Source organism: Kushneria sp. AK178, assembly GCF_053903105.1.
This window is the reverse complement of record NZ_CP096381.1, coordinates 1,761,017-1,785,407: the sequence shown is the minus strand read 5'-3', so window position 1 is coordinate 1,785,407 and position 24,391 is coordinate 1,761,017. Positions and strand designations below refer to the sequence as shown.

Annotated in this window: 20 protein-coding genes and 2 tRNA genes; 10 read left to right on the top strand and 12 right to left on the bottom strand. The window is 61.1% G+C overall.

The window, feature by feature from the left end:
* Positions 1–32: 32 nt before the first annotated feature.
* Positions 33–3,914, top strand: a complete 3,882-nt coding sequence (gene cobN / locus M1D97_RS07985; protein ID WP_456267218.1) for a cobaltochelatase subunit CobN — start codon at positions 33–35, stop codon at positions 3,912–3,914.
* The gene (locus M1D97_RS07980; protein WP_456267217.1) at positions 3,911–5,437 is read left to right on the top strand and encodes a cobyric acid synthase; all 1,527 of its coding nucleotides are present in this window, start codon (positions 3,911–3,913) and stop codon (positions 5,435–5,437) included. The genes cobN and M1D97_RS07980 overlap by 4 nt, the downstream gene beginning before the upstream one ends.
* Here M1D97_RS07980 and eutC read toward each other — a convergent pair.
* Together eutC and M1D97_RS07970 are read right to left on the bottom strand one after the other, a co-directional pair.
* Positions 5,406–6,257: an ethanolamine ammonia-lyase subunit EutC gene (eutC, locus tag M1D97_RS07975; protein WP_456267216.1), complete on the bottom strand. Its 852-nt coding sequence runs from the start codon at positions 6,255–6,257 to the stop codon at positions 5,406–5,408. The genes M1D97_RS07980 and eutC overlap by 32 nt on opposite strands.
* A 16-nt stretch (positions 6,258–6,273) precedes the next feature.
* A complete protein-coding gene (locus M1D97_RS07970) occupies positions 6,274–7,662 on the bottom strand; it encodes an ethanolamine ammonia-lyase subunit EutB (RefSeq protein ID WP_456267215.1) in 1,389 nt (462 codons plus the stop codon).
* Positions 7,663–7,820: 158 nt separating this feature from the next.
* On the opposite strand from M1D97_RS07970, the gene M1D97_RS07965 reads away from it, so the two are divergent.
* On the top strand, positions 7,821–8,417 hold the full coding sequence (locus tag M1D97_RS07965; RefSeq protein ID WP_456267214.1) for a rhomboid family intramembrane serine protease: 597 nt from the start codon (positions 7,821–7,823) through the stop codon (positions 8,415–8,417).
* A 75-nt stretch (positions 8,418–8,492) separates the two neighbouring features.
* Here M1D97_RS07965 and M1D97_RS07960 read toward each other — a convergent pair whose 3' ends face one another.
* Positions 8,493–9,083 (bottom strand): hypothetical protein, encoded by a 591-nt coding sequence (locus tag M1D97_RS07960; RefSeq protein ID WP_456267213.1) that lies wholly within the window; start codon positions 9,081–9,083, stop codon positions 8,493–8,495.
* A 205-nt stretch (positions 9,084–9,288) separates the two neighbouring features.
* Between M1D97_RS07960 and M1D97_RS07955 the strand changes: the two genes are divergently transcribed.
* The 7 genes from M1D97_RS07955 to M1D97_RS07925 all read left to right on the top strand — a co-directional run bounded on the left by M1D97_RS07955 (position 9,289) and on the right by M1D97_RS07925 (position 14,245).
* Positions 9,289–9,789 (top strand): hypothetical protein, encoded by a 501-nt coding sequence (locus M1D97_RS07955; protein ID WP_456267212.1) that lies wholly within the window; start codon positions 9,289–9,291, stop codon positions 9,787–9,789.
* A gap of 63 nt (positions 9,790–9,852) precedes the next feature.
* Entirely contained in the window at positions 9,853–10,470 is a 618-nt protein-coding gene (locus M1D97_RS07950; RefSeq protein ID WP_456267211.1) for a CBS domain-containing protein, read from the top strand.
* Positions 10,471–10,631: 161 nt separating this feature from the next.
* Complete coding sequence (locus M1D97_RS07945) at positions 10,632–11,624, top strand: asparaginase (RefSeq protein WP_456267210.1); 993 nt, start codon at positions 10,632–10,634, stop codon at positions 11,622–11,624.
* A gap of 146 nt (positions 11,625–11,770) precedes the next feature.
* Complete coding sequence (queC, locus tag M1D97_RS07940; RefSeq protein ID WP_456267209.1) at positions 11,771–12,454, top strand: 7-cyano-7-deazaguanine synthase QueC; 684 nt, start codon at positions 11,771–11,773, stop codon at positions 12,452–12,454.
* A gap of 2 nt (positions 12,455–12,456) precedes the next feature.
* Positions 12,457–13,101, top strand: a complete 645-nt coding sequence (queE, locus tag M1D97_RS07935; protein WP_456267208.1) for a 7-carboxy-7-deazaguanine synthase — start codon at positions 12,457–12,459, stop codon at positions 13,099–13,101.
* On the top strand, positions 13,101–13,949 hold the full coding sequence (locus M1D97_RS07930; RefSeq protein ID WP_456267207.1) for a 6-pyruvoyl trahydropterin synthase family protein: 849 nt from the start codon (positions 13,101–13,103) through the stop codon (positions 13,947–13,949). The genes queE and M1D97_RS07930 overlap by 1 nt, the downstream gene beginning before the upstream one ends.
* Positions 13,946–14,245, top strand: coding sequence for a YkgJ family cysteine cluster protein (locus tag M1D97_RS07925; RefSeq protein ID WP_456267206.1), 300 nt, complete (start codon positions 13,946–13,948; stop codon positions 14,243–14,245). Before M1D97_RS07930 ends, M1D97_RS07925 begins: the two co-directional genes overlap by 4 nt.
* 53 nt (positions 14,246–14,298) lie before the next feature.
* On the opposite strand, the gene M1D97_RS07920 is transcribed toward M1D97_RS07925, so the two are convergent.
* From M1D97_RS07920 to M1D97_RS07880, 9 genes are all read right to left on the bottom strand, one after another.
* The gene (locus tag M1D97_RS07920; protein ID WP_456267205.1) at positions 14,299–15,303 is read right to left on the bottom strand and encodes an NADP-dependent oxidoreductase; all 1,005 of its coding nucleotides are present in this window, start codon (positions 15,301–15,303) and stop codon (positions 14,299–14,301) included.
* Between the two features lie 117 nt (positions 15,304–15,420).
* Positions 15,421–17,259, bottom strand: coding sequence for a SurA N-terminal domain-containing protein (locus M1D97_RS07915; protein ID WP_456267204.1), 1,839 nt, complete (start codon positions 17,257–17,259; stop codon positions 15,421–15,423).
* Between the two features lie 213 nt (positions 17,260–17,472).
* Positions 17,473–17,745 (bottom strand): nucleoid-associated protein HU-beta, encoded by a 273-nt coding sequence (hupB, locus tag M1D97_RS07910; protein WP_456267203.1) that lies wholly within the window; start codon positions 17,743–17,745, stop codon positions 17,473–17,475.
* Positions 17,746–17,918: 173 nt separating this feature from the next.
* On the bottom strand, positions 17,919–20,333 hold the full coding sequence (gene lon, locus M1D97_RS07905; protein ID WP_456267202.1) for an endopeptidase La: 2,415 nt from the start codon (positions 20,331–20,333) through the stop codon (positions 17,919–17,921).
* Between the two features lie 160 nt (positions 20,334–20,493).
* Positions 20,494–21,780: an ATP-dependent Clp protease ATP-binding subunit ClpX gene (gene clpX / locus M1D97_RS07900; RefSeq protein WP_456267201.1), complete on the bottom strand. Its 1,287-nt coding sequence runs from the start codon at positions 21,778–21,780 to the stop codon at positions 20,494–20,496.
* Between the two features lie 66 nt (positions 21,781–21,846).
* Positions 21,847–22,467 (bottom strand): ATP-dependent Clp endopeptidase proteolytic subunit ClpP, encoded by a 621-nt coding sequence (gene clpP / locus M1D97_RS07895; RefSeq protein ID WP_456267200.1) that lies wholly within the window; start codon positions 22,465–22,467, stop codon positions 21,847–21,849.
* Between the two features lie 86 nt (positions 22,468–22,553).
* Entirely contained in the window at positions 22,554–23,900 is a 1,347-nt protein-coding gene (gene tig / locus M1D97_RS07890; RefSeq protein ID WP_456267199.1) for a trigger factor, read from the bottom strand.
* A 277-nt stretch (positions 23,901–24,177) separates the two neighbouring features.
* A tRNA-His gene (locus M1D97_RS07885) sits at positions 24,178–24,252 on the bottom strand.
* Between the two features lie 34 nt (positions 24,253–24,286).
* Positions 24,287–24,363, bottom strand: a tRNA-Arg gene (locus M1D97_RS07880).
* Between the last annotated feature and the right edge of the window lie 28 nt (positions 24,364–24,391).

Here is a 24,391-nt window from a genome sequence, read left to right as displayed (position 1 = left end):
GAACCCGAAAGCCTTACCGCGGAGTGTGACGCATGCACCTTTTCGCCGCCCAGCCCGGTGGGTTCAGCGATGACAACGGCATTGTCGATCTCGGCCAGTCGCCCGCCGAGCTGGTGATCCTGTCCGCCGCCGACAGCGTGCTGGCCCTGATGGCCACCGTGATCGAGGCCGACGAGGCCGAGCGCGACACCAGCATTCGTCTGGCCAACTGGATGAACCTGTTAAAGCCGGCCGCGTTCGATCTCTATCGCGACCGGGTACTGGACAGCCGCGGCGATGAAGCGCCCGACGGGGCCCGCGTGGTGGTGCTCTCCCTGCTGGGCGGCGCCTCCTACTGGGACTACGGCCTCGAACAGCTGAAGGCGTGGGCGCAGCGCGAGGGCCGTACGCTGATCGTGGTGCCGGGTGAGGACGTCGAGGATGAAAGCCTGCTGGGTGCCGGCACGGTGAGCTATCAAAACGCCCATCGGGTGTGGCGCTATCTGCGCGAAGGCGGCCCGGACAATACCCGCGCCCTGCTCGACTGGCTCGATGATCGCTTTCTGAATCGCCCCCGCGCCTGGCGCGAGCCCTGCCCCCTGCCCCGGGTCGTTTTGCATGCGCCGCCGAAGGAGGCGGAGGCGTCATCCTCACGGGTCACGCTCGCCGACTGGCAGGCGCGCTGGCAGCCTGAGCGGCCGGTGGCGGCGCTGGTGTTCTATCGAAGCCACCTGCAGCAGGGCAATACCAGCGTCTTCGATGGCCTGATCGGCATTCTTGAAGCCGGAGGCTTCAACGTGCTGCCGGTGGCCGTGGCCTCGCTCAAGGAGCGCTTGTGCCTGGACACGCTGGATGAGCTGATCGAGCAGAGCAACGCCGCCATCATGCTCAACACTACCGGCTTTGCCCTGGCCGGCAGCGCCGAGGCCACCCAGACGGGCTATCAGCATCCCTGGATGCGCCATATCCCGATTCTGCAGCTGATCATGGTGGGCACCACGCGGGAGGACTGGCAGGCCCAGCCCATGGGGCTTCGACCGCGCGACATTGCCATGCAGGTGGCCCTGCCGGAGCTGGACGGACGCATCATCACCCGACCGATTGCCTTCAAGTCAGCGCACTATCACTCCACGCGCTGCCAGCACGATATCGTGATTCACGCGCTGCATGAGGAGCGCGCCCGCTTTGTGACCGAACTGGCCCGGCGCTGGGTGCGGCTTGCCGAAAAGCCCAACCGCGACAAGCGCGTGGCGCTGGTACTGGCCAACTACCCCTCCAGCGATGCGCGCATCGGCAACGGCGTGGGGCTGGACACGCCGACCTCGACGCTCAATATCCTGCTTCAACTGCGCAAGGCGGGCTATCCGGTCACGGATGCCCTGCCCCATGACCCCACGGCGCTGATCGAGTGGCTGACGCAGACCGTCACCAACGATGCCGAGCCTCTCGACACCCGACCTGCCGCACAGAGCCTGGCGCTGGCCGAGTATGAGCAGCACTTCGCGCAGCTGCCGGAGAGCTGTCGTCAGGCCGTCATCGAGCGCTGGGGCGCGCCGACCGACGACCCGCTTCATCGTCAGGGGCGGCTGATGATTGCCGGCATGCGCCTGGGCGAGACCTTTGTCGGCGTGCAGCCGGCGCGCGGGTTCGATATCGACCAGAATGCGGCCTACCACGACCCGGACCTGCCGCCCACCCACGGCTATCTGGCGTTCTATTTCTGGCTGCGCCATGTCTATGGCGTCGATGCCTTCGTGCATGTCGGCAAGCACGGCAATCTGGAGTGGCTGCCCGGCAAGGGCACGGCGCTGTCCGACACCTGCTGGCCGGATATCGTGCTCGGCCCCATGCCGCATCTCTACCCGTTTATCGTCAACGATCCCGGCGAAGGCGCTCAGGCCAAGCGCCGCACCCAGGCCGTGATCATCGATCACCTGATGCCACCCATGACGCGCGCCGGTATTCATGACGATCTTGCCGAGCTCGAGCGACTCACCGATGAGTACTACCAGGCGCTTGGGCTTGATCAGCGCCGCGAGCGGTTTCTGCGCGAGGCGATCATCGAGCGGGTGCGCAACACCCATGTGCTCGAAGAGCTCAGCCTGTCGCCTTCGGCCAGCAGCAGCACGCGCCCGTCCATCGAGGAAGTGCTCGAGGATGACCAGACGCTGCTGGACGCGCTGGACAATTACCTCTGTGACATCAAGGAAGCCCAGATTCGTGACGGCCTGCACGTACTGGGCGAACTGCCGGAGCACGCCTCGCTGCGCGATACCCTGATGGCGCTGGTGCGGTTGTCGCGGGGCAGCCAGCCCCATGAGCAGAGCCTGCTAAACGCGATGGCCATGGATCTGGGGCTTTTTGAGGTGCATGACGCGTTTGACCCGCTCGCGCTCGAGGCCTGGCCCTGGCAGGGCCCGTGGCCCGACAGGCTGGCCAGCCTGGAGGCAGGCACCTGGCGCAGCTCGGCCCATACCCGGGAGCGCCTGGAACTGCTCGGCGCGCAGTTGATCGAGCAGTACGTTTTGACATCCGATGCTGCTCGGCTCTGCGATCAGGCGTGGCCGCAGACGCACGCCGTGATCGGTTTCATGCGTGACACCCTGCTGCCGGTACTGCACCAGAGCGTGGACAACGAGCTCTCGGCGCTGATGGACGGCCTGTCGGGTCAATTCGTGCCGCCGGGGGCCAGCGGTGCACCCAGCCGCGGCCGGCTGGATACGCTGCCCACCGGGCGCAATTTCTACAGCGTCGACAGCCGCGCCATGCCGACAAAAACCGCCTGGACGCTGGGGCAGAAATCGGCCGAGGCGCTGATCATGCGCCACCTGCAGGAGCACGGTGACTATCCGACCAGTCTGGGGCTGTCGGTGTGGGGCACGGCCACCATGCGCACCGGCGGCGATGACATCGCCCAGGCCTTCGCGCTGATGGGCGTACGCCCGATCTGGGCCGCCGGGTCCCAGCGGGTGATCGATTTTGAAGTCATTCCCGGCTTTCTGCTCGGGCGCCCCCGAGTGGATGTCACTCTGCGGGTATCGGGTTTTTTCCGCGACGCCTTCCCGGGGCTGATCGCGCTCTATGACAGCGCGGTGCAAAAGCTTGTGGACCTCAACGAGCCCGGCAACGGCAATACCATCGCGGCCAACGTCGAGGCCCGGCGCGAAGCGCTGCTGGTTGAAGGTGTCGATGAGGCCACCGCTCGCCGTCAGGCCGGCTTTCGCATCTTCGGCGCCCGTCCGGGTACGTTTGGCGCCGGCGTGCAGAAGCTGCTGGACAACGGCCACTGGCAGGAGGAAGCGGATCTGGCACGGGCCTATGTCAACTGGGGCGGCTACGCCTACGGCAAGGGCGTTGAGGGGGAGCCTGCCATGGCGGCCTTTGAAAAGCGGCTCTCGACGCTGGAGGGCATCGTCCAGAACCAGGACAACCGCGAGCACGACCTGCTCGATTCCGGCGACTACAGCCAGTTTCAGGGCGGCATGAGTGCCGCCGCCCGCCAGCAGGGCGCCACGCCGGCGCTCTACTTCGGCGACCATGCCAACCCCGCCAGCCCGCGCATGCGCACGCTGAAGGAAGAGCTTAACCGGGTCATGCGCTCGCGCGTGACCAACCCCAAATGGATCAGCGCCATGCAGCGTCACGGCTACAAGGGTGCCTTCGAGATGGCGGCCAGCGTCGACTATCTCTTTGCCTGGGATGCCACCACCGCACTGGTCAGCGACTATCAGTACGAGCAGATCACCGATGCGCTGGTGCTGGATGATGACAACCAGCGCTTTTTGAACGATCACAATCCGCAGGCGCTCAGGGAGATGGGCGAGACGTTGATGGAGGCCATCGCCCGTGGGCTGTGGCAGTCCCCGGCGGATTACCAGGCGCGACTGCGCGATCTGCTGCTGGGCATCGACGAACAGGAGGAGCGCGCCTCATGAGCCGTACAGATCGTTTCCGGGCGTCCCGCACGTTAATGGTTCAGGGCACGACGTCGGATGCCGGCAAGAGCGCGCTGGTGACCGCCCTCTGCCGCATCCTGACGCGTCGCGGGCGCCGGGTCGCCCCCTTCAAGCCGCAGAACATGGCACTCAACAGCGCCGTCACCGTGGATGGCGGCGAGATCGGCCGCGCCCAGGCCGTGCAGGCGATGGCCGCGGAGGTGGACGCCCATGTCGATTTCAACCCGGTGCTGCTGAAACCCACCTGCGACCAGGGCTCTCAGGTGATCGTCGCGGGGCATGCCATCGGCCACATGAAGGCGGCCGAGTACTACGCCTACAAGCCCCGGCTGCTGGAACAGGTGGTGGCCGCCCATGACCGACTCTGTAATGACTACGACCAGGTCGTGGTCGAAGGCGCCGGCAGCGCTGCCGAGATCAACCTGCGCGAGCATGATCTGGCCAACATGGGCTTTGCCGAGGCCGTGGACTGCCCGGTCCTTCTGGTGGCCGATATCGACCGCGGCGGTGTCTTTGCCCATCTGGTGGGCACGCTGGACATCATCAGCGCCTCGGAGCGCGAGCGGGTCGTGGGGCTGGTCATCAATCGCTTCCGCGGCGATATCAACCTGCTCAGGCCCGGACTTGAATGGCTCGAGGCGCGTACCGGCAAACCGGTGCTGGCCGTGGTGCCCTGGCTCGAGGATCTTCACCTGGAAGCCGAAGACGGGCTGTCTCGTGCCGGCGACAGCACCGGCGCGGTGGACGGGCTCAACATTGCGGTCATCCTGCTGCCGCGCATCAGCAACCACACCGACTTTGACGCCCTGCGCCTGCATCCGCAGGTCAACGTGCGCTTTGTACGCGACCCGGAGGCACTCGGTGCGGCGGATCTGATCATCCTGCCCGGCAGCAAGCACGTGCGCGCCGATCTGGACTGGTTGCATGAACGCGGCTGGTCAACGGCACTGGAACGCCACCTGCGCTACGGCGGTCGGGTGATCGGCATCTGCGGCGGCTATCAGATGCTGGGCACCCGGGTTGAAGACCCGGATGGCGTGGAAGGGCCGGCCGGTGTCAGCGCGGGACTGGGCTGGCTGGACCTTGCCACCACGCTCAGGGACACCAAGCAGCTGCACCGGGTCACCGGCCACTGCCTGCTGGGGGATACACGCGCCCCCGTCACGGGCTATGAAATTCACGTGGGAGAAAGCCTCGGTGAGGGGCTCAGGCAGGGCGTGTTTGCCCTTGATGACGGCCGGCTGGACGGCGCGCGCTCCGGGGATGGCCGGATTCTGGGTACCTACCTGCACGGCGTATTCGACCACCCGGCCACGCTGAACGTGCTGCTGGAATGGGCGGGGCTGGCCGCCCCGGTACCCTTTGATTACGACGCCCACCGCATGGCCGAGATCGACCGGCTGGCCGACCACGTCGAGGCGGCCATCGACTGGTCGCGCTGGCCGATGTCGGAGGATGTCCCCATGCCGGTCAGTTCGACCACGGCTCGCCAGGCATTTTAGGCAGCAGAAAGTTGCCCTCACTGCCGTCGCCGAGCTCGGAGGCGACCTCGGAGTCATCCTTGAGCTCGACCCCGGAAACCTCGCGGCGGCTGGCTTCATCGAGCAGGTATACAATCAGCGTCGCGGCACTTTCAAACGACTGGCCGCGCGGGCGGATATTGGAGATACAGTTGCGCTCGCTGTCGCGTCGGCCGGCCCGTGGCCCCCAGGTAAAGTAGACGCCCAGGCTGTCCGGCGAGCTGAGCCCCGGGCGCTCGCCGATCAGCACCAGCCCCATGCGAGCCCCCAGCGCCTCGCCAATCGGGTCACCGATCGCCACCCGCCCCTGCTCGACCAGCGCCACCGGCCCCACCGACCAGCCGCGCTCATCAAACGCAGGAATCAGCTGATCCAGTAGCGGGGCAGCGTGTTCGTGAATGGCCCGCGCCGACAGACCGTCGACGACCGCGATCGACACATCGCACTGCTCGACGTTCATGGCACTCAGCTGCTCGAGACTGTCGTCATCAAGCTGTCGCCCCAGGTCCGGGCGGCGCAGATACTCACCGCGGTCACCGGCCCGGCTGTGCAGGCGAACGACCTGCTCGAAGCGCGACTCGAGTGCGCCCATCATCTGCTCGGTGTCGAGCGGCAGATGCACGGCGTCACGCGCCCGGGCGTGAGCCAGCTGAAAGGCCAGATGCGGCGCCGTGGGGAGGCTGCCGCCGGCGCGTCCCAGCCCGATTCGCGCATCGGTGTGCTCGCGCAACTGCCGCCACGGGTTGTCCGTGACCGCACTGGGGGTGTCTGCTTTTGTCAGGTTCTCTGGCTTGTCTGTCATGGCCGTGCTCCGCTCATCAGGCCCGCGTCAGGGCGTGGGCAAAGGAATCCGGCAGGTGCTGATCCACGATGATGCGACCCTGCCGGTCGGTAATCGCCATGCGCTCGAGCCAGGCTTCAAACTCCGGGGCAGCGCGCAGGCCCAGCACCTCGCGCACGTAGAGGGCGTCGTGAAAGGAGGTCGTCTGGTAGTTGAGCATGATGTCGTCAGAGCCGGGGATGCCCATCACGTAGTTGCAGCCGGCGGCGCCCAGCAGCGTGAGCAGAACATCCATGTCATCCTGATCGGCCTCGGCGTGGTTGGTGTAGCAGACGTCACACCCCATCGGCACGCCCAGCAGCTTGCCGCAGAAATGATCCTCCAGCCCCGCGCGCATGATCTGCTTGCCGTTGAAGAGATACTCCGGGCCGATAAAGCCGACCACCGTGTTGACCAGCAGCGGCTTGAACTCGCGCGCCACCGCATAGGCCCGCGCTTCGAGCGTTTGCTGATCCACATCGTGGTGACCGTTGGCCGACAGCGCGCTCCCCTGGCCGGTTTCAAAGTACATGACGTTGTTGCCCACCGTGCCGCGCTCCAGTGACAGTGCTGCTTCGCGGCCTTCCCCGAGCAGGGCCAGATCGATGCCGAAGCCCTGATTGGCGGCCTGGGTGCCGGCGATGGACTGAAAGACCAGGTCGGTAGGGGCGCCGCGATTGATGGCCTCGATGGCGGTAGTGACGTGGGTGAGCACACAGCTCTGGGTGGGGATCTCGTAGTGCCCGATGATGTCATCAAGCATTTTCAAAAGTGTGGTGACCGCGCCGGTATTGTCGGTGGCCGGGTTGATGCCGATCACCGCATCGCCGTTGCCGTAAAGCAGTCCGTCGAGAATGCTGGTGGCAATGCCGGTGGGGTGATCCGTCGGGTGGTTGGGCTGCAGCCGGGTCGACAGCCGCCCTTCCAGTCCGATCGTATTGCGAAAGGCACTCACCACGCGGCACTTGCGCCCCACCAGCACCAGATCCTGCAGCCGCATGATCTTGGCCACGGCGGCGACCATCTCGGGCGTCAGCCCGGGCGACAGGGCCGCCAGCACCTCGCTGTCGACCTCATGCGAGAGCAGATAATTGCGAAACTCGCCCACGCTCATGCGGGCAATGCTGGAAAACGCCGACCGGTCATGGCCGTCGATGATCAGACGCGTGATTTCATCGTCTTCATAGGGCACCAGCATCTCTTCAAGAAAGCGGCTCAGCGGGACCTCTGCCAGCGCCAGCTGAGCGGCGGCGCGTGTTTCGCTGTCCGGTGCCGCGATGCCGGCCAGCTGATCGCCGGAGCGCTCGGGCGTGGCGCACGCCATCAGCGTTTTCAGGCTCTCGAAGCGATAGCGTTTGTCGCCAACGTCATGGTAGTAACCGCTCATGCGCACCTCCGATACATTGTTGGTCTTGTCGTGATGCCTTCTTTCAGCATAAACGAGACGGGAAGCGGCTGCCCACCGGGAGGCTGGTGGGCGAAACAGGCACGCCCGCGAGCACTGCGGTATGATCGAGCGCCTCCCATCTTCAATGCGAGAAAGGCATGACGCTGACGCTTTTGATCATTGCGGTGACCTGCGCGGTCTCCCTGCCGTGCTTCAACAATCATCGACTGCTCGACAAACTGCTGTTCTGGCCGCCGGCGGTGGCGCGCGGTCAGGTGTATCGTTTCGTGACCCATGGTTTCGTGCACGCCAACGGCGCGCATCTTTTTTTCAACATGTTCACGCTCTTTTTCTTCGGTCGCGCCATTGAGCGCTTCTTTGTTTCCTATATCGGCGTGGCGGGATTTATCGGGTTTTATCTGGGCGGGATCGTGGCGGCCATCGTGCCCAGCTATCTCTCGCATCGCAACGATCCGAACTATCGCAGCCTGGGCGCCTCGGGCGCGGTCTCTGCCGTCTTGTTCGCCTTCATTCTGGCCGCGCCCTGGACCACGCTCTATGTGCTGGTCATTCCGGTGCCGGCGATCGTTTTTGCCGTGGTCTATACCGGCTGGTCGATCTACGCCGGCCGCCGCGGCAGTGACAGCGTCAATCACAGCGCGCACCTGTGGGGGGCGGCCTACGGGGTGGTGTTTGCCCTGCTCATGGAGCCGGCGCTGGGCCCGCGATTTCTGGAACAGATCATGGCGTTCTGATCACCGCCTGTTATCGATGACACAAAAAAGGCCCCTTCAGCAGAAGGGGCCTTTTGAATGCGATCAGCGGTGCGATCAGGACTGCGGCTGCCAGCCGGTGGGGTCTTCGCCGGGCTGGTTGGTGGCACCGCGCTCCAGACAGGACTGCATTCGATCAGCGACGGCTTCCAGCCCCCGGGTGGCCTGGATGGGAGAGGCGTCGGCCCAGGCACCGATGGGGGCAAACTGATTGTCCTGCCCGCCGCTGGCTTCACCCAGCCGGTCGAAGTAGTAATAGTTGGCCTCCGGCAGACGCTGTATTTCCAGCCGGTAGGCGATATCACGTCCGTCATGGCGGGTAACACCGGTCACACCCGCGTCATCGCCCTCTCCGGGCATGGCGTTGAAGGTGATCTGCTCCCGGTACCCGACCGGGTTGCGCAGTACGCCCGTGGCCAGGTCGACCTGCTGTCCCTGTACGCTGGTGTCGAGGCACTGCGCGAACTGTGTGGGCGTTACTTCGGTATAGGGCCGGCGCACGGCAAAGGAGCCCAGGTAGTCACCATCCACGCCCTGAACGGGATTGATTTCACGGCTGTCGGCGACCCGATCATCCAGGATGTACTGCCCCGAGACGCACCCTGTCATCAGCGTCAGTGCGGCAACGCCCATCCATGTCCTTTTCATCATCATCTTGAGTCACTTCCCATGGGTGTCAGCCTGTCAGATGCGCTGATTGTAACGGATGGTGGCGCGGTCTGCCTGTACGGGCCGGGATAACACGTGATTTCAGCACCGCAACGGGCCATATTTCGAGGACGGGCTGGCGAGAAACGTCATGTATCGGCAAGATAGCCTCCGACGCTATTACCCTCAGCGACCGACAACAGGGATGGATGTGACTTCAATCTTAGAGGAATACCGGCACTGGCAGCGTTTCTCCAGACAGGAAAAGCTCGATCAGGAGCATCGGGGTGCCGTACAGAAACTGGCAAAATCGGGCGCCATGGCGACACGCATGGCCGCGTCCTACAAGAGCATGGCCGAGCGGGCCGCCGCCGAAGGGGCATGCTATCGCACGCTGTTCAGCCGTCGTCATGACAACGGTGAAGAGCTCGCCTGCGAAGGCTGGCTGTTTGTGCGTCGCGTGATCGCAGAGGGCGGTACGACGCGCGTCAGGGCCTCCCTGCTGGAAACCTTTACGCTCGAACACGGTGAGATTACACCGGGCTCGATGCCGGCCATCGGTGTCACGCTTGAAATCTTTGACGAATTGCTGGTCAAAAACACCATGCAGCTGGGGTGCCGGGTGGATCGCAGCGATGATGATCGCGACAACCGATTCATCACCTTTGTGGATCTTGTCCGGGGTGATCTGAAACCCCATCTGTAATCGAATCGAGCCTGCTTTCTTACGTCAAGACAACGCCCGACAAGGCATGCACAGGAGACGCTCATGGACAACACCCCTTCCCCCTACAGCCATCTGCCGCTCAAGGAGATGGGCGGGGTTACCAGTATCTGCCGTCCGGGACGCCATACGCCGTCCGCATCGCTGAACATGGACAGCCCGGCACTCACGCTGCTGACGGACTTTCAGCAGGTGCGTGCCTTCACCGTCTCGTCGCACAGCAGCGCTGATGATGCCCTGCAGACGATGAAGCAAAACAGCATTCACATGCTGCTGGTGATCAACGACAAGGGCGAATTTACCGGGGTCGTGAGTGCCCGCATCCTGTTTGGCGGCAGCGCCGTGACACGCGCCATGCAGGAAGGCGCGCTGGCCCGCGAGGACGTCACGGTCGACATGATCCAACTACCGCGCGAGGAGCTTCATGCCATCGACCACGAGCGGCTTGAGCGCGCCACGGTGGGGGATCTGGTCCAGACCCTGAAAGCGTCGGGCGATCGTCATGTGCTGGTCACCGATCATGACGACGACGGCAGCCTGCGTATTCGTGGCGTGATCTCTGCCCGGGAAGTCAGCAACGCCCTGGGGATCGATCTTGATCACCCGCCTGAAGCCCACAGTTTCTCGGCCATCCGCTCGGTCGTTCTGGGCCACGATCTGTAAATGGTCCTGAAAGGACAGGGGCCGCTCGTTGCCCCTGTCCTTTTGGCGCCTTCTCCCTGCTTCCCGCCCGAACGCATCGACAGTGCGTCAGCGTCCTGCTGCAAGTTTTCTGCCTTTCTTTTAGGATGCGCCCTCTCCATTTTGGCTTGGCAGGCAGGGCAATGACACACAAGGCTTCGACAGCAAGGGTACTGGTGATCTGCACCGGCGGCACCATCGGCATGCAGCCCGGACCGACGGGCCTGGTACCCGGCAGGGGCCTTGAACAACGCGCCCGTGCCACACTGGCGCAGCTGCCGCCGGCACGCCATGGCGCCCTGCCGGCGCTCGAATTTCTCGAATACGACGATCCCATCGACTCCAGCAGCGCCCACCCCGATCACTGGTATCGCATCGGCAGCGACATCCTGTCCCGACAGAACGCCTGCGATGGCGTGGTCGTGCTGCATGGCACCGACACCCTGGCCTGGACCGCTGCCAGCCTGACCTGGCAGCTGGCGGGCACGGGATTGCCGGTGATCGTGACCGGAGCCCAGCGGCCGCTGGAAGCCCCCGACAGCGATGGTACCGACAATCTGGAGCAGGCCCTGGCCTTTGCCGCCCTAGAGTCGCTGACAGGAGTGTATGTGGCCTTTGGGGGCGTTTTGCTGCGGGGTGATCACGCCCGTAAATGGGACACCGAAGCCGACAGGGCGTTTACGTCTCCCAACGCAGCGGTGGCGGGATACTGGCAGCAGCACCGGGCCATGCTGGCCACAGAGGCTGACAGGGCCCTGCCCGGGCCACTGCCTCGGCCATCAACGCCCCCACGGGCCGTGCAACTCGCCCGTCTGGTGCTCTGGCCGGGCATGAGCGCCGAGCAGCTTGCCGCCCTGCTTGAACACGCCGATGGCGTGGTGCTCGAAGCCTGGGGCAGCGGCAATCTGCCTGACGTGGCTCCTTTACAGGAAGTGTTGCGCCGGGCCATCGAGCGTGGCGTGGCGATTGTGGTGATCAGCCAATGCCCTTTTGGTCGCACCAATCTGCAGAGCTATGCCACCGGCCAAGCCCTCGCCTCACTGGGCGTGATCGATGGTGCTGACATGACGCCCGAAGCGGCCTTTACGCGCCTGCATTGTTTGATGCGTTACCGTCATGCGCTGACTCATTTTTAAAAGTCTCTTTTTGGGTTTGGTTGGGAAAAAGATAACGGTATAAAACAGGCAGCTGACATCGTTGCGATTTGGCGTTACACTGCCGCCCCTCACTCGCCCGGACCGGATCCCGGGCGTCGATTTCATCGGCAAAGAAATTCTCCGTCATGACACAACAGACTGCATCACGCGCCGTCGTGATTTATTCCGGCGGCATGGACTCCTATACCGTTTTACACCGCGCCCTGCGCGAGGGGTATGAGGTTCACGCCCTCTCCTTCCATTATGGCCAGCGCCATGCCCGTGAGCTCGATGTTGCCAGCCAGGTCTGCCAGTCGCTGGGGATCGCCCATCAGGTCGTGGATATACGCGCCATTCACGGGCTCATCGGTGCCTCGGCCCTGACCGATACCACGCAGCCGATGCCACGTGCCAACTACGCCGAAGACAACATGAAGTCGACGGTCGTCCCCAATCGCAACATGATTCTGCTCTCGCTGGCCATCGGCCATGCCGTGAACCTGGAAGCAGAAATCTGCTACTACGGGGCTCACGGGGGCGATCATGCCATCTATCCCGACTGCCGCCCCGAGTTCGTCGAGCGCATGAACGATGTCGCGGCGATCGCCAACTATACGCCCGTGGAGATACGTGCCCCGTATCTGCATGCCAGCAAGGACGACATTCTTGCCGAAGGGCTGGCGATGGGACTTGATTATGCCCACAGCTGGACCTGCTATCTGGGCGAGGCGCTGGCCTGCGGCGAATGTGGCAGCTGTCGGGAGCGTCTCCAGGCCTTTGCGGCCCGGGGCCTTGAGGATCCGCTGCCCTATCGCACGCGGGAGGCATGAGGATGTACAGCGTCAAGGAAGCGTTCTACACCCTGCAGGGTGAAGGCGGTCAGGCCGGGCGTGCCTCGGTGTTCTGCCGTTTCACCGGCTGCAACCTCTGGTCCGGGCGTGAAAAGGATCGTGCCAGCAGTATCTGCCGTTTCTGCGATACCGATTTTATCGGAACCGACGGTCAGAACGGTGGCAAATTTCGCCACGCCACCGAGCTGGCGGCGCACATCGAGGCGCTGTGGCCGGAGCAGGCGGCGCATGCCCGCCCCTACGTGGTCTTTACCGGCGGGGAGCCCCTGCTTCAGCTGGATGCCGCCCTGATCGAGGCGCTGCATGAGCGCGGCTTTGAGATCGCCGTGGAAACCAACGGCACGCTGCCGGCCCCCGAGGGCATCGACTGGCTCTGTGTCAGCCCCAAGGGGCGCGCCGAACTCAAACAGCTGTCAGGTCACGAGCTCAAGCTGGTCTACCCACAGGAGGACGCCCTGCCCGAGCGCTTCACGGCGCTCGAGTTCGATCACTTCTTTCTGCAGCCCATGGACCTGGCACCGCGCGGTGAGACAGGCAACACCATGGCCGACACGGTGGCCTACTGCATGGCACACCCGCAGTGGCGGCTCTCCCTGCAGACGCACAAGATTGCAGGTATTGATTGATGATTCTTTTCGTAAATGCCCTGAGCGCGCTGGATGTCTCCATCTGGTGCCCGCAGCGCGGGCTGATCGGCGCCAGCTATCATGTCGATGTCGAGCTGGAGGGACCGCTGGGCGATGACGGCATGCTGTTCGATTTCGGCGACGTCAAACCCTGGATCAAGTCACGTATCGACGCCACCGTGGACCACACCCTGCTGGTGCCCACCAAGGCGCACGATATTACGATAGGTGAATGCAGCGAGGGATTGCGCCTGCAGACACGTCACCCGTGGCCCATGGAGCTACGGGCGCCACGCCAGGCCTATACGCTGCTGCCCTGGCAGCAGATCACACCGGAGCGGCTGGGCGATTATCTGTCGGCGGAGCTGTCACGGCGCCCGCCGGCGCAGGTGGAAAACATACGCGTCACGCTGCGTGAAGAGGCTCATGACGCCGGCGGCTATACCTATAGTCACGGCCTTCGACGCCACAAGGGCAACTGCCAGCGCATCGCGCACGGCCATCGCTCGCGTCTGGCCATCTGGCATGACGGGCAGCGCAGCGACATGCTGGAAGCGCAGTGGTCACAACGTCTCGAGGATATCTATCTGATCGATCAGGCCGATCTGATCAATGACGACGGCGGTGTCTATCACGTTGGCTATGAGTCGGCACAGGGACGTTTTTCGATACGCCTGCCCCGGGAGCGCGCCGAAATACTGCCCACACCAACAACGGTCGAACAGATCGCCAACTGGATGGCCAGCGAGATCGCGTCACTGCACGGTGGCAGCGTACGGGTACAGGCCTTTGAAGGCATTGACAAGGGCGCGGTGGCCACTGCCCACGGCGATTGCCATCCGGCATGAGCGCCGATAAACAGGATTACCTGATCGCGACCAGCCACGATGACGGGTGCCGCCCGGGCTGCGGCGCCTGCTGCATCGCGCCGTCCATCAGCTCCGCCATTCCCGGCATGCCGAACGGCAAGCCGGCAGGCACACGCTGTATCCAGCTCGATGATGACAACCTGTGCCGGCTGTTTGGTGATCCACGCAGACCGCAGGTCTGCCATGACTTCACCTTTGATCGTGAATTCTGTGGCCACACGCGAGACGAAGCGCTTCACACGATTGCGCTGCTCGAGAAAGGCAGCACGCCATGACATGACTGAACCCGCACAAGGCGGGTTCAGCACTGGCATCCTGAATCTGACGATCAGTCCAGTTTCACGAGCATCTTGCCATCATTGCTCCCTTCAAACAGGGCCAAAAAGGCATCCGGGGTGCGCTCGAGCCCCTCTTCCACGGTTTCGCGGTATTCGATGCTGCCATCGGCGACCAGCGGGCCCACCTGCTGGTAGAACGTCTGTTCATGGCCCTTGACCCACTCATGCACGATAAAGCCCTGCATGCGCAGCCGCTTGGTCAGCACGGCGGCAATATTGGCCGGCCCGGCCGAGGGCGCCGCTTCGTTATAGCGTGAAATCATCCCGCACACGGCGATGCGCCCGAAATCGTTCATGGCATCAAGGGCCGCCTCGAGCATGGGGCCACCGACGTTTTCGTAGTAGACATCCACACCCTGGGGGGCGACTTCCTTCAGCGCCTTCTTGATGTCATCAGCGCTTTGATGGTGATCGATGGCCGTGATGCCGCGCGCTTCCAGCCACTCGCGCTTTTCCTGACTGCCGGCACTGCCGATGACCGTGCAGCCCTTCTGAGAGGCCAGCTGCGCGGCCAGTGATCCGACAGCGCCGCTGGCGGCCGAAATCAGCACGGTGTCCGAGGGCTTGAGCTCTGCCACCAGCGTCAGGCCGGTCCAGGCGGTCATTCCCGGCATGCCCAGCACCCCCAGAAAGGCCTGCGGCGGGACATCGATGTCCGGCAGGGGCTGCACCTGATCACCATCCACCTGAGCGATATCTCGCCAGCCGCCCATGTGAACGACGCGGTCCCCCTGCTTGAGCTGCTGGTGACGGGATTCGATGATTTCCCCGAGTGCGCCGCCTTCCATGGGTTCATTCAGCTCAAAGGGTGCCACATAGGTCTTGACCCCGCTCATACGGCCACGCATGTAGGGATCCACGGAAAGCCAGTGGTTGCGAATGCGCACCTCACCTTCCTTCAGCTCGGGCAGTTCACGGCTTTCAAGCTGGAACAGCGAACGTTCGGGAAGACCTTCGGGATGCTCCCCGATCGTGAAATAGCGTGACTGTGTCATAAGGGACTCCTGGGAACGTCAAAAGAGTGTCAACAGCAGGCCGGTGAACGGTTCACGGGCCACAAAATAAAAAAGGGGCGCAACTCGCGTTGCGCCCCTGAAAAGATAGCAGACTATTTAATTTGTCGAGACATCGGCCTGATCGCGAATGGTGTCAGTCATGAGATCAATCATCTGACTTGCCTGGGCATTCCAGAGACCATCCGACACTGCCGCGGTCTGTTGGGTATCGATATCGGTATCGACCCGGTCGATGGCGAAGATGACCTGCTCATCGCCGACACCGGCATGGCCATAGCCGGGCTGGCCATCATGCGGATGCGGCATGGCAAAAGCGGCATCGATCAGTTCGGCCGGGAGCTCGTCCTGACCGTCACGCGTGACGCCATTGGCCTCCTGCCATTCGAGCCCTTCCGGAGTGTCTCCCTGACGAAGGGCCGTAAGCGTTTGCTCCGCCTGATCGGCAAGCGCCTGACGACGCTTTTCCTGCAGGGCTGAACGCCTTGCCTGGTCACGAACATCCTCGAGCGCCAGCGTGGCGGCAGGACGATGCTCGGTCACGCGCACGACAACGCGACGATCCTGTCCCAGCTCGACGGGCTCACTGTTGTAGCCGTTGTTGAGCACATCCTCACTGAAGGCAGCATCCATGACGCCGGCTTCGCCCAGCACGGCGTTGTCGCCCTCGAATTGATCATCACGCGAAACCCAGTCCGTACGCTGCAGCGACAGGTTCAGGCGATCGGCAACGCTTTCAAGATCGTCAGCCGAAAAGCTTTCATCGCTGAGCTGCTGGGCAAGCTGCTGAAAACGTTCGTCGCGCTGCTGCTGACGGCTTTCCCGGGCCAGCTCGTCGCGCATGTCATCAAAGCTTTCGATGTCGATGTTATCGACACGGATAATGTGGAAGACGCCGTCGCTCTCCACGCCCTGCGATATCTCTCCCGGCGCCATGGTGGAGACGGTTTCATCGAAGGGCTGCCCGAAGATGCCTTCGCTGACGACGCCCATCCGGCCCCCCTGGTCGGCACTGGACGGGTCATCGGAATACTGCTGTGCCAGCGCCGCGAAGTCTTCTCCGTCCTGCAGGCGTGATTCGATTTCATCAACACGCTCTTGTGCCTGCGCGCGGGTACGCTCATCACCAAAGGTCACGACAATGTCCGACACTTCACGAGGTGCCGTGGCACGGCGCTGTTCATAGCGCTGGCGAAGCTGCTGCTCATCGACGGATTGATCGGTGTCGGGCAGCTGGCTGCGGTCGAGCACGACATATTCGAGCCTGACCTGCTCGGGACGCTGATAGGCCTGCTGGTGGTTGTCATACCATGTTTGTACTTCAGCATCGCTGACGCGGACCGGTTGCTCGAGCGAGGTCTCATTGAGCGTGGCATAGCGAAAATCACGCGACTGATAGCGAAGCTCGGCCAGACGCTGTGTTTCCGAAGGCAGCAGGAAGGTGCTTGCAATCAGCCCGTTTTGAAGCTGCTGGGTCAGCATGTCTTCCTGGAGCTGGCGTCGGAATTCTGCAGGGGTATAGCCGGCGCTGCCCAGCCGTCTCTGGAACAGTTCGGCAGAAAAGCGGCCGTTGCTGTCCTGAAACTCCTGACGATTGACCAAAAGCTGGTCCACCTGCTGATCGGAAAAGCTCATGCCGCCATCGCGGGCATACTGCTCCATGGCCGTACGGGTAATCAGGGAATCCAGTATGGCGCGTCGCGCCTCGCTTTGCTGTTCGGGAGGGACGCGCCCCGAGCGTACGGCTCGCTGAACCTCGATATCCAGGGTCTGACGGCTGATGGTTTCACCGTTGACAGAAGCGGCTTCGTCACGCTGACTGCCGTTGAAATAGCTCAGCAACGATTCTGCGCCAAACAGCGTGAACGTCAGCGCGATCAGAGCCACTATGATTCTGGCAATCCAGCCCTGTGCCCGATCTCTGATCTTTTGCAGCATGCAGCAGGCCCTTGCAATTGATGGATGTTAAATGGGATTGGCGAAGGATTATAACGACACATGGCACAAACCGACATGGCACAAGACGGGATCTGGCTGAAGGCTGTGTCGGTCCGGGCCTGTCTCATAAAAAAACGCATCGTTTTCACGATGCGTTTATCTCATACAGGGAAGACACCTGAACTCACGCCTTCCATTGCAGTAACACCGCTATCAGTTGACAGCGTCCTTCAACGCCTTGCCGGCCTTGAAGCTCGGCACGTTGGCAGCGCTGATTTCGATGGTATTGCCGGTCTGCGGGTTGCGACCGGTACGTGCAGCCCGCTCCTTGATGCTGAATGTTCCGAAACCTACCAGTGCTACGGAATCACCCTGTTTAAGGCTATCGGTAACGGAATCGATCATGGCATCGAGAGCCCGACCGGCCGCTGCCTTGGGAATATCTGCAGAAGCAGCAATAGCCTCAATCAGCTCGGATTTATTCACTCTTCACCCCTTGACTATAACAATCGTTGCTAGGATTAAGCGCGGCAATCGAACAGCATACGCAATCATAACGAGCCGCATTTTATATCAACGACCCCAAATACCGTCAAGCAATGTTGGCAACAAGGCCCGTCATTTCAGGCTTCGCTGGCCAACATTCTTCAAAAATCATACTAATGAGTATTTACGGATGGTTGCGAAGTATTTTTTTCTTCGACCCGTCTCTCCTCAAAATCATCATCGCCTTTTTGAACCAGGGCAATATCGAGAACCTCGTCAATCCAGCGCACGGGACGAATGTCAAGTGCGTCCTTGATGGTATCAGGGACTTCCTTGAGATCCCGGCGATTTTCTTCGGGTATCAGGGCAATCTTTATACCACCACGCCGGGCGGCCAGCAATTTCTCCTTGAGCCCCCCTATCGGCATGACCTCACCACGAAGGTTGACCTCGCCTGTCATGGCAACGTCAGCGCGAACGGCACGCCCCGTATAGGCTGATACCATGGCAGTGACCATGGCGACACCGGCACTCGGACCGTCCTTGGGCGTGGCCCCTTCCGGCACGTGAATGTGCAGGTCTTCCTTCTCGAAACGCTCCGGATCGATTTCGAGCAGACCGGCTCGCGAGCGCACCACCGTGTGGGCAGCGCTCACCGACTCCTTCATGACATCCCCGAGAGAGCCGGTCTTGTTGACTCGACCCTTGCCGGGGGTCACGACCGATTCGATATTGAGAATTTCACCGCCGACGGAGGTCCATGCCAGCCCGGTCACTCGACCGATCTGATGTGCCTGGTCGGCCAGACCGTAGGTGAAGCGCCTGACACCAGCATAGCGCTCGATATCGGCCGCTTCCAGATGCTGGGCGGCCTCCTTGCCTTGCGTGGCCTCGTTACCGATGCGTTCACGCAGCACCTTGCGGGCTACCTTGGCAATCTGGCGCTCAAGCTCACGAACGCCGGCCTCACGCGTGTAATAGCGAATCAGTTCAAGCAGTGCCTCATCTGTCAGCACCAGCTCGTCCTTTTTCAGGCCATTGGCCTTGAGCTGCTTGGGTGCCAGGTAACGTCGGGCGATACCCAGCTTTTCGTCTTCGGTGTAGCCGGGAATACGGATGACTTCCATACGATCCAGAAGCGGACCGGGAATGTTCATCGAATTCGCAGTACAGATGAACATGACATCCGAGAGATCGTAATCAAGTTCCAGATAGTGATCACTGAACTTGTCGTTCTGCTCCGGGTCAAGCACTTCAAGCAGCGCTGAAGAAGGATCGCCGCGGTGATCCATGCCCACCTTGTCGATTTCGTCCAGCAAAAAGAGCGGATTGCGGACACCGGTCTTGCTCATGCGCTGCAGTACCTTGCCCGGCATCGAGCCGATATAGGTGCGGCGATGGCCACGAACTTCCGATTCATCACGGACACCGCCCAGCGCCAGCCGCGTGTATTTGCGGTTGGTGGCACGCGCGATCGACTGACCCAGAGACGTCTTGCCCACGCCCGGCGGTCCTACCAGGCACAATACGGGTCCCTTGAGCTTGCGTACGCGCTTTTGCACGGCGAGGTAGTCAAGAATGCGCTCCTTGACCTCTTCCAGACCGTAATGATCGTCTTCCAGTACCTTTTCGGCGTGATCGATGTCATGGCGAACGCGAGTACGCTTCTTCCACGGCACGGCCAGAATCCAGTCAAGGTAGGAGCGAACGACCGTTGCTTCGGCAGAAGCCGGCGCCATCATCTTGAGCTTGTTGAGCTCCTGGCGCGCCTTTTCTTCGGCTTCAGCCGACATGCCGGATTCGGCAATCTTCTGTTCGTACTGGTCCGCCTCGTTGGGCGTATTTTCAAGCTCACCCATTTCCTTCTGGATGGCTTTCATCTGTTCGTTGAGATAGTACTCGCGCTGGGATTTCTCCATCTGCTCCTTGACTCTGGAGCGGATACGCTTTTCTACCTGCAGCAGATCGATTTCCGACTCGATCAGCGTCATCAGATGCTCGACGCGGTCGCGCACCCTGTCCATTTCCAGCAGTGACTGCTTGTCACCGATCTCGAGAGACAGATGGGCACTGATGGTATCCACCAGCCGGCTGGCATCCTCAATGCCCTGCAGCGAGCTCAGTACTTCGTTGGGTACCTTGCGGGAAAGCTTTACATACTGTTCGAACTGGTCCAGCAAAACGCGTACCAGAGACTCCTGTTCGCGCTCGCTCAGGGGCTCGCTCTCTCTCGAGGTAACGCTGGCCGTTGGGTAGCCATCGTCACTGTCATCATCATCGACCCGGGCAATATCGGCCCGCGAGCCGCCTTCGATAAGCACCTTGACGGTACCATCCGGCAGTCGAAGCAGCTGCATGATGCTGGCGATGGTGCCAATCTCGAAGAGATCCTCGATCCCGGGATTGTCCTGGCCGGCGTCACGCTGAGCGACCAGCAGCACCTGTTTGTCCGATTCCATGGCCGCTTCGAGGGCACGAATCGATTTCTCGCGACCCACGAACAGCGGTATGACCATCTGCGGATAGACAACAACATCACGCAGTGGCAACAGGGGTATGTTTAACGTCTGTGCGGGGTTACGCTCCATCGCAGACAACCTCGAATCTTGTGTGTGGGCCGCAGGAAGCGACTTATTGATGGCATCAATATGGGGATGACGGCTGGAAATACAACCGTTTATCAGGCAGGAGTCCGATACGACTGGGGGGCCATGACGGCCCCCCGATCAATCATCAGCGTACTGACTATCACTCGTCGCCAACAACCAGCTTGCTTTCCTGCTGATTGGCATAGATCAACAATGGTTTACTGTCACCGTTGATGACGGTCTCATCGATGACCACCTTGACGACGTTTTCGGTGGAAGGAATTTCATACATGGTATCCAGCAGTACGGATTCCAGTATCGAACGAAGACCGCGAGCGCCTGCTCTTCTTACAATGGCCTTGTTGGCAACCGCCCTGAGCGCATCCTCACGGAAATCGAGCTCCACGCCTTCCATCTCGAAAAGACGTACATACTGACGAATCAGAGAGTTCTTGGGCTCGGTAAGAATCTGGATCAGCGCCTGCTCGTCAAGCTCGTTGAGCGTTGCGATGACAGGCAGACGGCCCACGAATTCCGGAATAAGGCCGTACTTGACCAGATCCTCGGGCTCCACGCCGGCCAGGATATCGCCAACACCCTTGTTGGAGTCCTTGCTCTTGACGACAGCGTTAAACCCGATACCACTACGCTCGGCACGATCACTGATGACCTTGTCCAGTCCGGCAAAGGCACCACCCACGATGAACAGGATGTTACCGGTATCGACCTGCAGAAACTCCTGCTGGGGATGCTTGCGCCCGCCCTGCGGGGGCACGGAAGCGGTAGTCCCTTCGATCAGCTTGAGCAGTGCCTGCTGAACACCCTCGCCTGACACGTCCCGCGTAATGGACGGATTGTCCGATTTACGCGAAATCTTGTCGATTTCATCGATATAGACAATGCCTCTCTGGGCCTTGTCAACATCGTAGTCGCACTTTTGCAGCAGTTTCTGAATGATGTTTTCGACATCTTCACCGACATAGCCCGCTTCCGTCAGCGTCGTGGCATCAGCAATGGTGAAGGGCACATTCAGCAGGCGCGCCATGGTTTCTGCCAGCAGCGTCTTGCCGCTACCGGTGGGACCGATCAGCAGGATATTACTCTTGCCGAGTTCAACCCGTTCCTCGCTCTTTTGCTGACCGGTTCTCAAACGCTTGTAGTGATTGTAGACCGCAACGGACAGCACCATCTTGGCGCGATCCTGGCCGATCACATAATCGTCAAGCGTATTGCGAATTTCCCGCGGAGCAGGAAGACGCTCGTCGTCGGAAGACGCTTCGGACTCCACGACCTCTTCGCGAATGATGTCGTTGCATAGATCAACACATTCATCGCAGATGTAAACAGAGGGTCCAGCGATCAGCTTGCGTACTTCATTCTGGTTCTTGCCACAGAATGAACAATAAAGCAGCTTGCCGCCTTCGTCCTTGCCTTTGCCGTCAGCCATTCGCGTACCTCTTGAAGATAGCGGCGCGTTGGCACGCCATCATGGTCAAACTCTGAATCAACGCTATCAGGATACCGGGCGATGCGCCAGTTTGGCATCGATCAGCCCGTACTCTACAGCCTGTTCGGCGTTCATGAAGTTGTCGCGATCGGTATCGCGTGCAACCTTCTCGATATCCTGTCCGGTATGGTGCGCCAGAATTTCGTTCAAACGCTGGCGAATCGTCAGGATCTCGCGTGTATGAATCTCGATATCACTGGCCTGACCCTGGAAACCGCCCAGTGGCTGGTGAATCATCATGCGCGAGTGTGGCAGGCAGTAGCGCTGGCCTTCTGCACCACCTGCCAGAAGCAGCGCCCCCATGCTGGCTGCCTGACCGATACAGACCGTTGAAACATTCGGCTTGATAAACTGCATGGTATCGTAGATCGACATACCGGCAGTCACGGACCCGCCCGGAGAATTGATATAGAGATGAATATCCTTGTCAGGATTCTCCGACTCCAGAAAGAGCAACTGCGCCACGATCAGGTTGGCGGTGTAGTCCTCGACCGGGCCAACAAGAAAGATGACACGCTCCTTGAGCAGGCGCGAATATATGTCGTAGGACCGCTCGCCACGTGCGTTCTGCTCCACCACCATGGGGACCAGCCCACCAGCATTGGTAATATCGGACTCGCTTCTCATGTCGCAACCTTACAGTAATGTGGGCCAATGATAGAACCCGGCTCTCGCCGGGTCCTGGCTGCCAGCCCTGGCTGTGATGCCAGGTATCAGCCGGCCTGCTCTTCGGTTTCCTCGGCTTCTTCAGCGCCCTGCTGCTGTGCAGCCTGAAGCGCTTCCTGATAGCTCATGGGCGTTTCGACAACGTCTGCCTTTTCCATCAGCCTGTCGATCGCCTTGCGTTCAAGCACAGCAGATTTCACCTGATTTTTCATCTGCTCGTTGCCCATGTACTGCTCGACAACCTGCTCGGGCTGTTCAAACTGACCGGCCTGCTCTTCGATGAACGCGCGAATTTCATCATCATCGGCATCCAGCTCGAAGTGGCTGACCACTTCTGCCAGCAGCAGACCCACTTCGACGCGACCGCGAGCCTGATCGGCAAACAGCTCGTCCGGCAGCTGGGAAACGTCGAAGTCTTCACCCAGACCAAACTGCTGCGCAGCCTGACGCTTGAGCCCTTCGACTTCCTGAGAGATCAGGGGGCTGGGCACCGCCACCTCATTGCGCGACTTCAGAGCATCGATCAGCTGCTGGCGCACGCGGTTGTCAATGGCGTTGTCCAGCTCGCGCTGCATATTGTTGCGAATTTCGGAGCGGAAGCTGTCGTTGTCGCCATCCTCAACCCCAAAGCGCGACATGAACTCATTGTCGACCTCGGGAAGCTCCTGCGCCTGGACCTTGTGTGTTGTGGTCTTGAAGCGTGCCTCCTGGCCGGCCAGATGTTCCGCCTGGTAATCTTCGGGGAAGGTGACCGTTACGTCACGCGACTCGCCTGCCTGGACACCCACGAGCTGTTCTTCAAAACCGGGAATGAAGCTGTCGGACCCCAGCACCAGCTGGTGGCCTTCGGCACTGCCGCCTTCAAAGGCTTCATCGCCCAGAAAACCTTCAAAGTCGATGGTGACCTGATCACCTTCGGCCGCCGCACGCTCCACATCATTCCACTGGGCATTCTGTTTGCGCAGCGTATCGATCATTTCATCGATATCGGCATCGGTAATTTCGGCCTGAGGACGCTCGATCTGCTCGCCTTCCGGCAGCGTCAGCTCAATGGCGGGATACACTTCCAGAGTTGCTACAAACTCGAGATCCTTGCCGGCTTCATTAACGGTCGCTTCCAGCGACGGCTGGCCCGCAGGATTCAGCTCGTTTTCGGTAATGGCACGTACATAATGCTGACGCATCATTTCATCAACGACTTCGTTGCGAACGTCACGACCGAAACGCTGGCGTACCACGCTCATGGGCACGCGTCCTGAACGGAAACCATCCAAGCGCACACGACGAGCGGTATCCTTGAGTCGCTCATCGACATTGTTGTCCACTTCTTGAGCCGGGACCTGGACGGTTACACGACGCTCGATCGGTGAAGTCGTTTCGACTGAAACTTGCATGAATGATCCTCTACCCACTCAGGTGGCGTGTTCGAAATAAAAAACTCAAGGGCGCAGATTTTAAGAACCCCATCAAATACTGGCAAGCTCGAAGCCTTAATTGGCGCCGATTAATGCGATTTCAAGGGCAAAATGCGGATTTCTTTGCAATCGGGCTTCAATGCAGCTCCGCGTAGCCAGAACATTTGTCGACGCATGATACGCATAACAAAAAGGGCAGCCCGCTAGGGGCTGCCCTTTTCAAGATGAATATTGATACCATCAACATCCGAAATAATGGGGTGGATGATGGGGATCGAACCCACGACCACCGGAGCCACAATCCGGGGCTCTACCACTGAGCTACATCCACCATTATCGTTGCGAGCCGTGCAATATTATTGCCTTGGCACGCCCAGCAGGACTTGAACCTGCAACCTACGGCTTAGAAGGCCGTTGCTCTATCCGGTTGAGCTATGGGCGCATTCTATTGACCGTGGCTTTTGCTGTCA

Bases quoted from the DNA above. Each gene is read 5' to 3' on its own strand.
- cobN (WP_456267218.1), top strand. From the start codon at position 33: ATGCACCTTTTCGCCGCCCAGCCCGGTGGGTTCAGCGATGACAACGGC.
- M1D97_RS07980 (WP_456267217.1), top strand. From the start codon at position 3,911: ATGAGCCGTACAGATCGTTTCCGGGCGTCCCGCACGTTAATGGTTCAG.
- eutC (WP_456267216.1), bottom strand. From the start codon at position 6,257: ATGACAGACAAGCCAGAGAACCTGACAAAAGCAGACACCCCCAGTGCG.
- M1D97_RS07970 (WP_456267215.1), bottom strand. From the start codon at position 7,662: ATGAGCGGTTACTACCATGACGTTGGCGACAAACGCTATCGCTTCGAG.
- M1D97_RS07965 (WP_456267214.1), top strand. From the start codon at position 7,821: ATGACGCTGACGCTTTTGATCATTGCGGTGACCTGCGCGGTCTCCCTG.
- M1D97_RS07960 (WP_456267213.1), bottom strand. From the start codon at position 9,083: ATGAAAAGGACATGGATGGGCGTTGCCGCACTGACGCTGATGACAGGG.
- M1D97_RS07955 (WP_456267212.1), top strand. From the start codon at position 9,289: ATGGATGTGACTTCAATCTTAGAGGAATACCGGCACTGGCAGCGTTTC.
- M1D97_RS07950 (WP_456267211.1), top strand. From the start codon at position 9,853: ATGGACAACACCCCTTCCCCCTACAGCCATCTGCCGCTCAAGGAGATG.
- M1D97_RS07945 (WP_456267210.1), top strand. From the start codon at position 10,632: ATGACACACAAGGCTTCGACAGCAAGGGTACTGGTGATCTGCACCGGC.
- queC (WP_456267209.1), top strand. From the start codon at position 11,771: ATGACACAACAGACTGCATCACGCGCCGTCGTGATTTATTCCGGCGGC.
- queE (WP_456267208.1), top strand. From the start codon at position 12,457: ATGTACAGCGTCAAGGAAGCGTTCTACACCCTGCAGGGTGAAGGCGGT.
- M1D97_RS07930 (WP_456267207.1), top strand. From the start codon at position 13,101: ATGATTCTTTTCGTAAATGCCCTGAGCGCGCTGGATGTCTCCATCTGG.
- M1D97_RS07925 (WP_456267206.1), top strand. From the start codon at position 13,946: ATGAGCGCCGATAAACAGGATTACCTGATCGCGACCAGCCACGATGAC.
- M1D97_RS07920 (WP_456267205.1), bottom strand. From the start codon at position 15,303: ATGACACAGTCACGCTATTTCACGATCGGGGAGCATCCCGAAGGTCTT.
- M1D97_RS07915 (WP_456267204.1), bottom strand. From the start codon at position 17,259: ATGCTGCAAAAGATCAGAGATCGGGCACAGGGCTGGATTGCCAGAATC.
- lon (WP_456267202.1), bottom strand. From the start codon at position 20,333: ATGGAGCGTAACCCCGCACAGACGTTAAACATACCCCTGTTGCCACTG.
- clpX (WP_456267201.1), bottom strand. From the start codon at position 21,780: ATGGCTGACGGCAAAGGCAAGGACGAAGGCGGCAAGCTGCTTTATTGT.
- clpP (WP_456267200.1), bottom strand. From the start codon at position 22,467: ATGAGAAGCGAGTCCGATATTACCAATGCTGGTGGGCTGGTCCCCATG.
- tig (WP_456267199.1), bottom strand. From the start codon at position 23,900: ATGCAAGTTTCAGTCGAAACGACTTCACCGATCGAGCGTCGTGTAACC.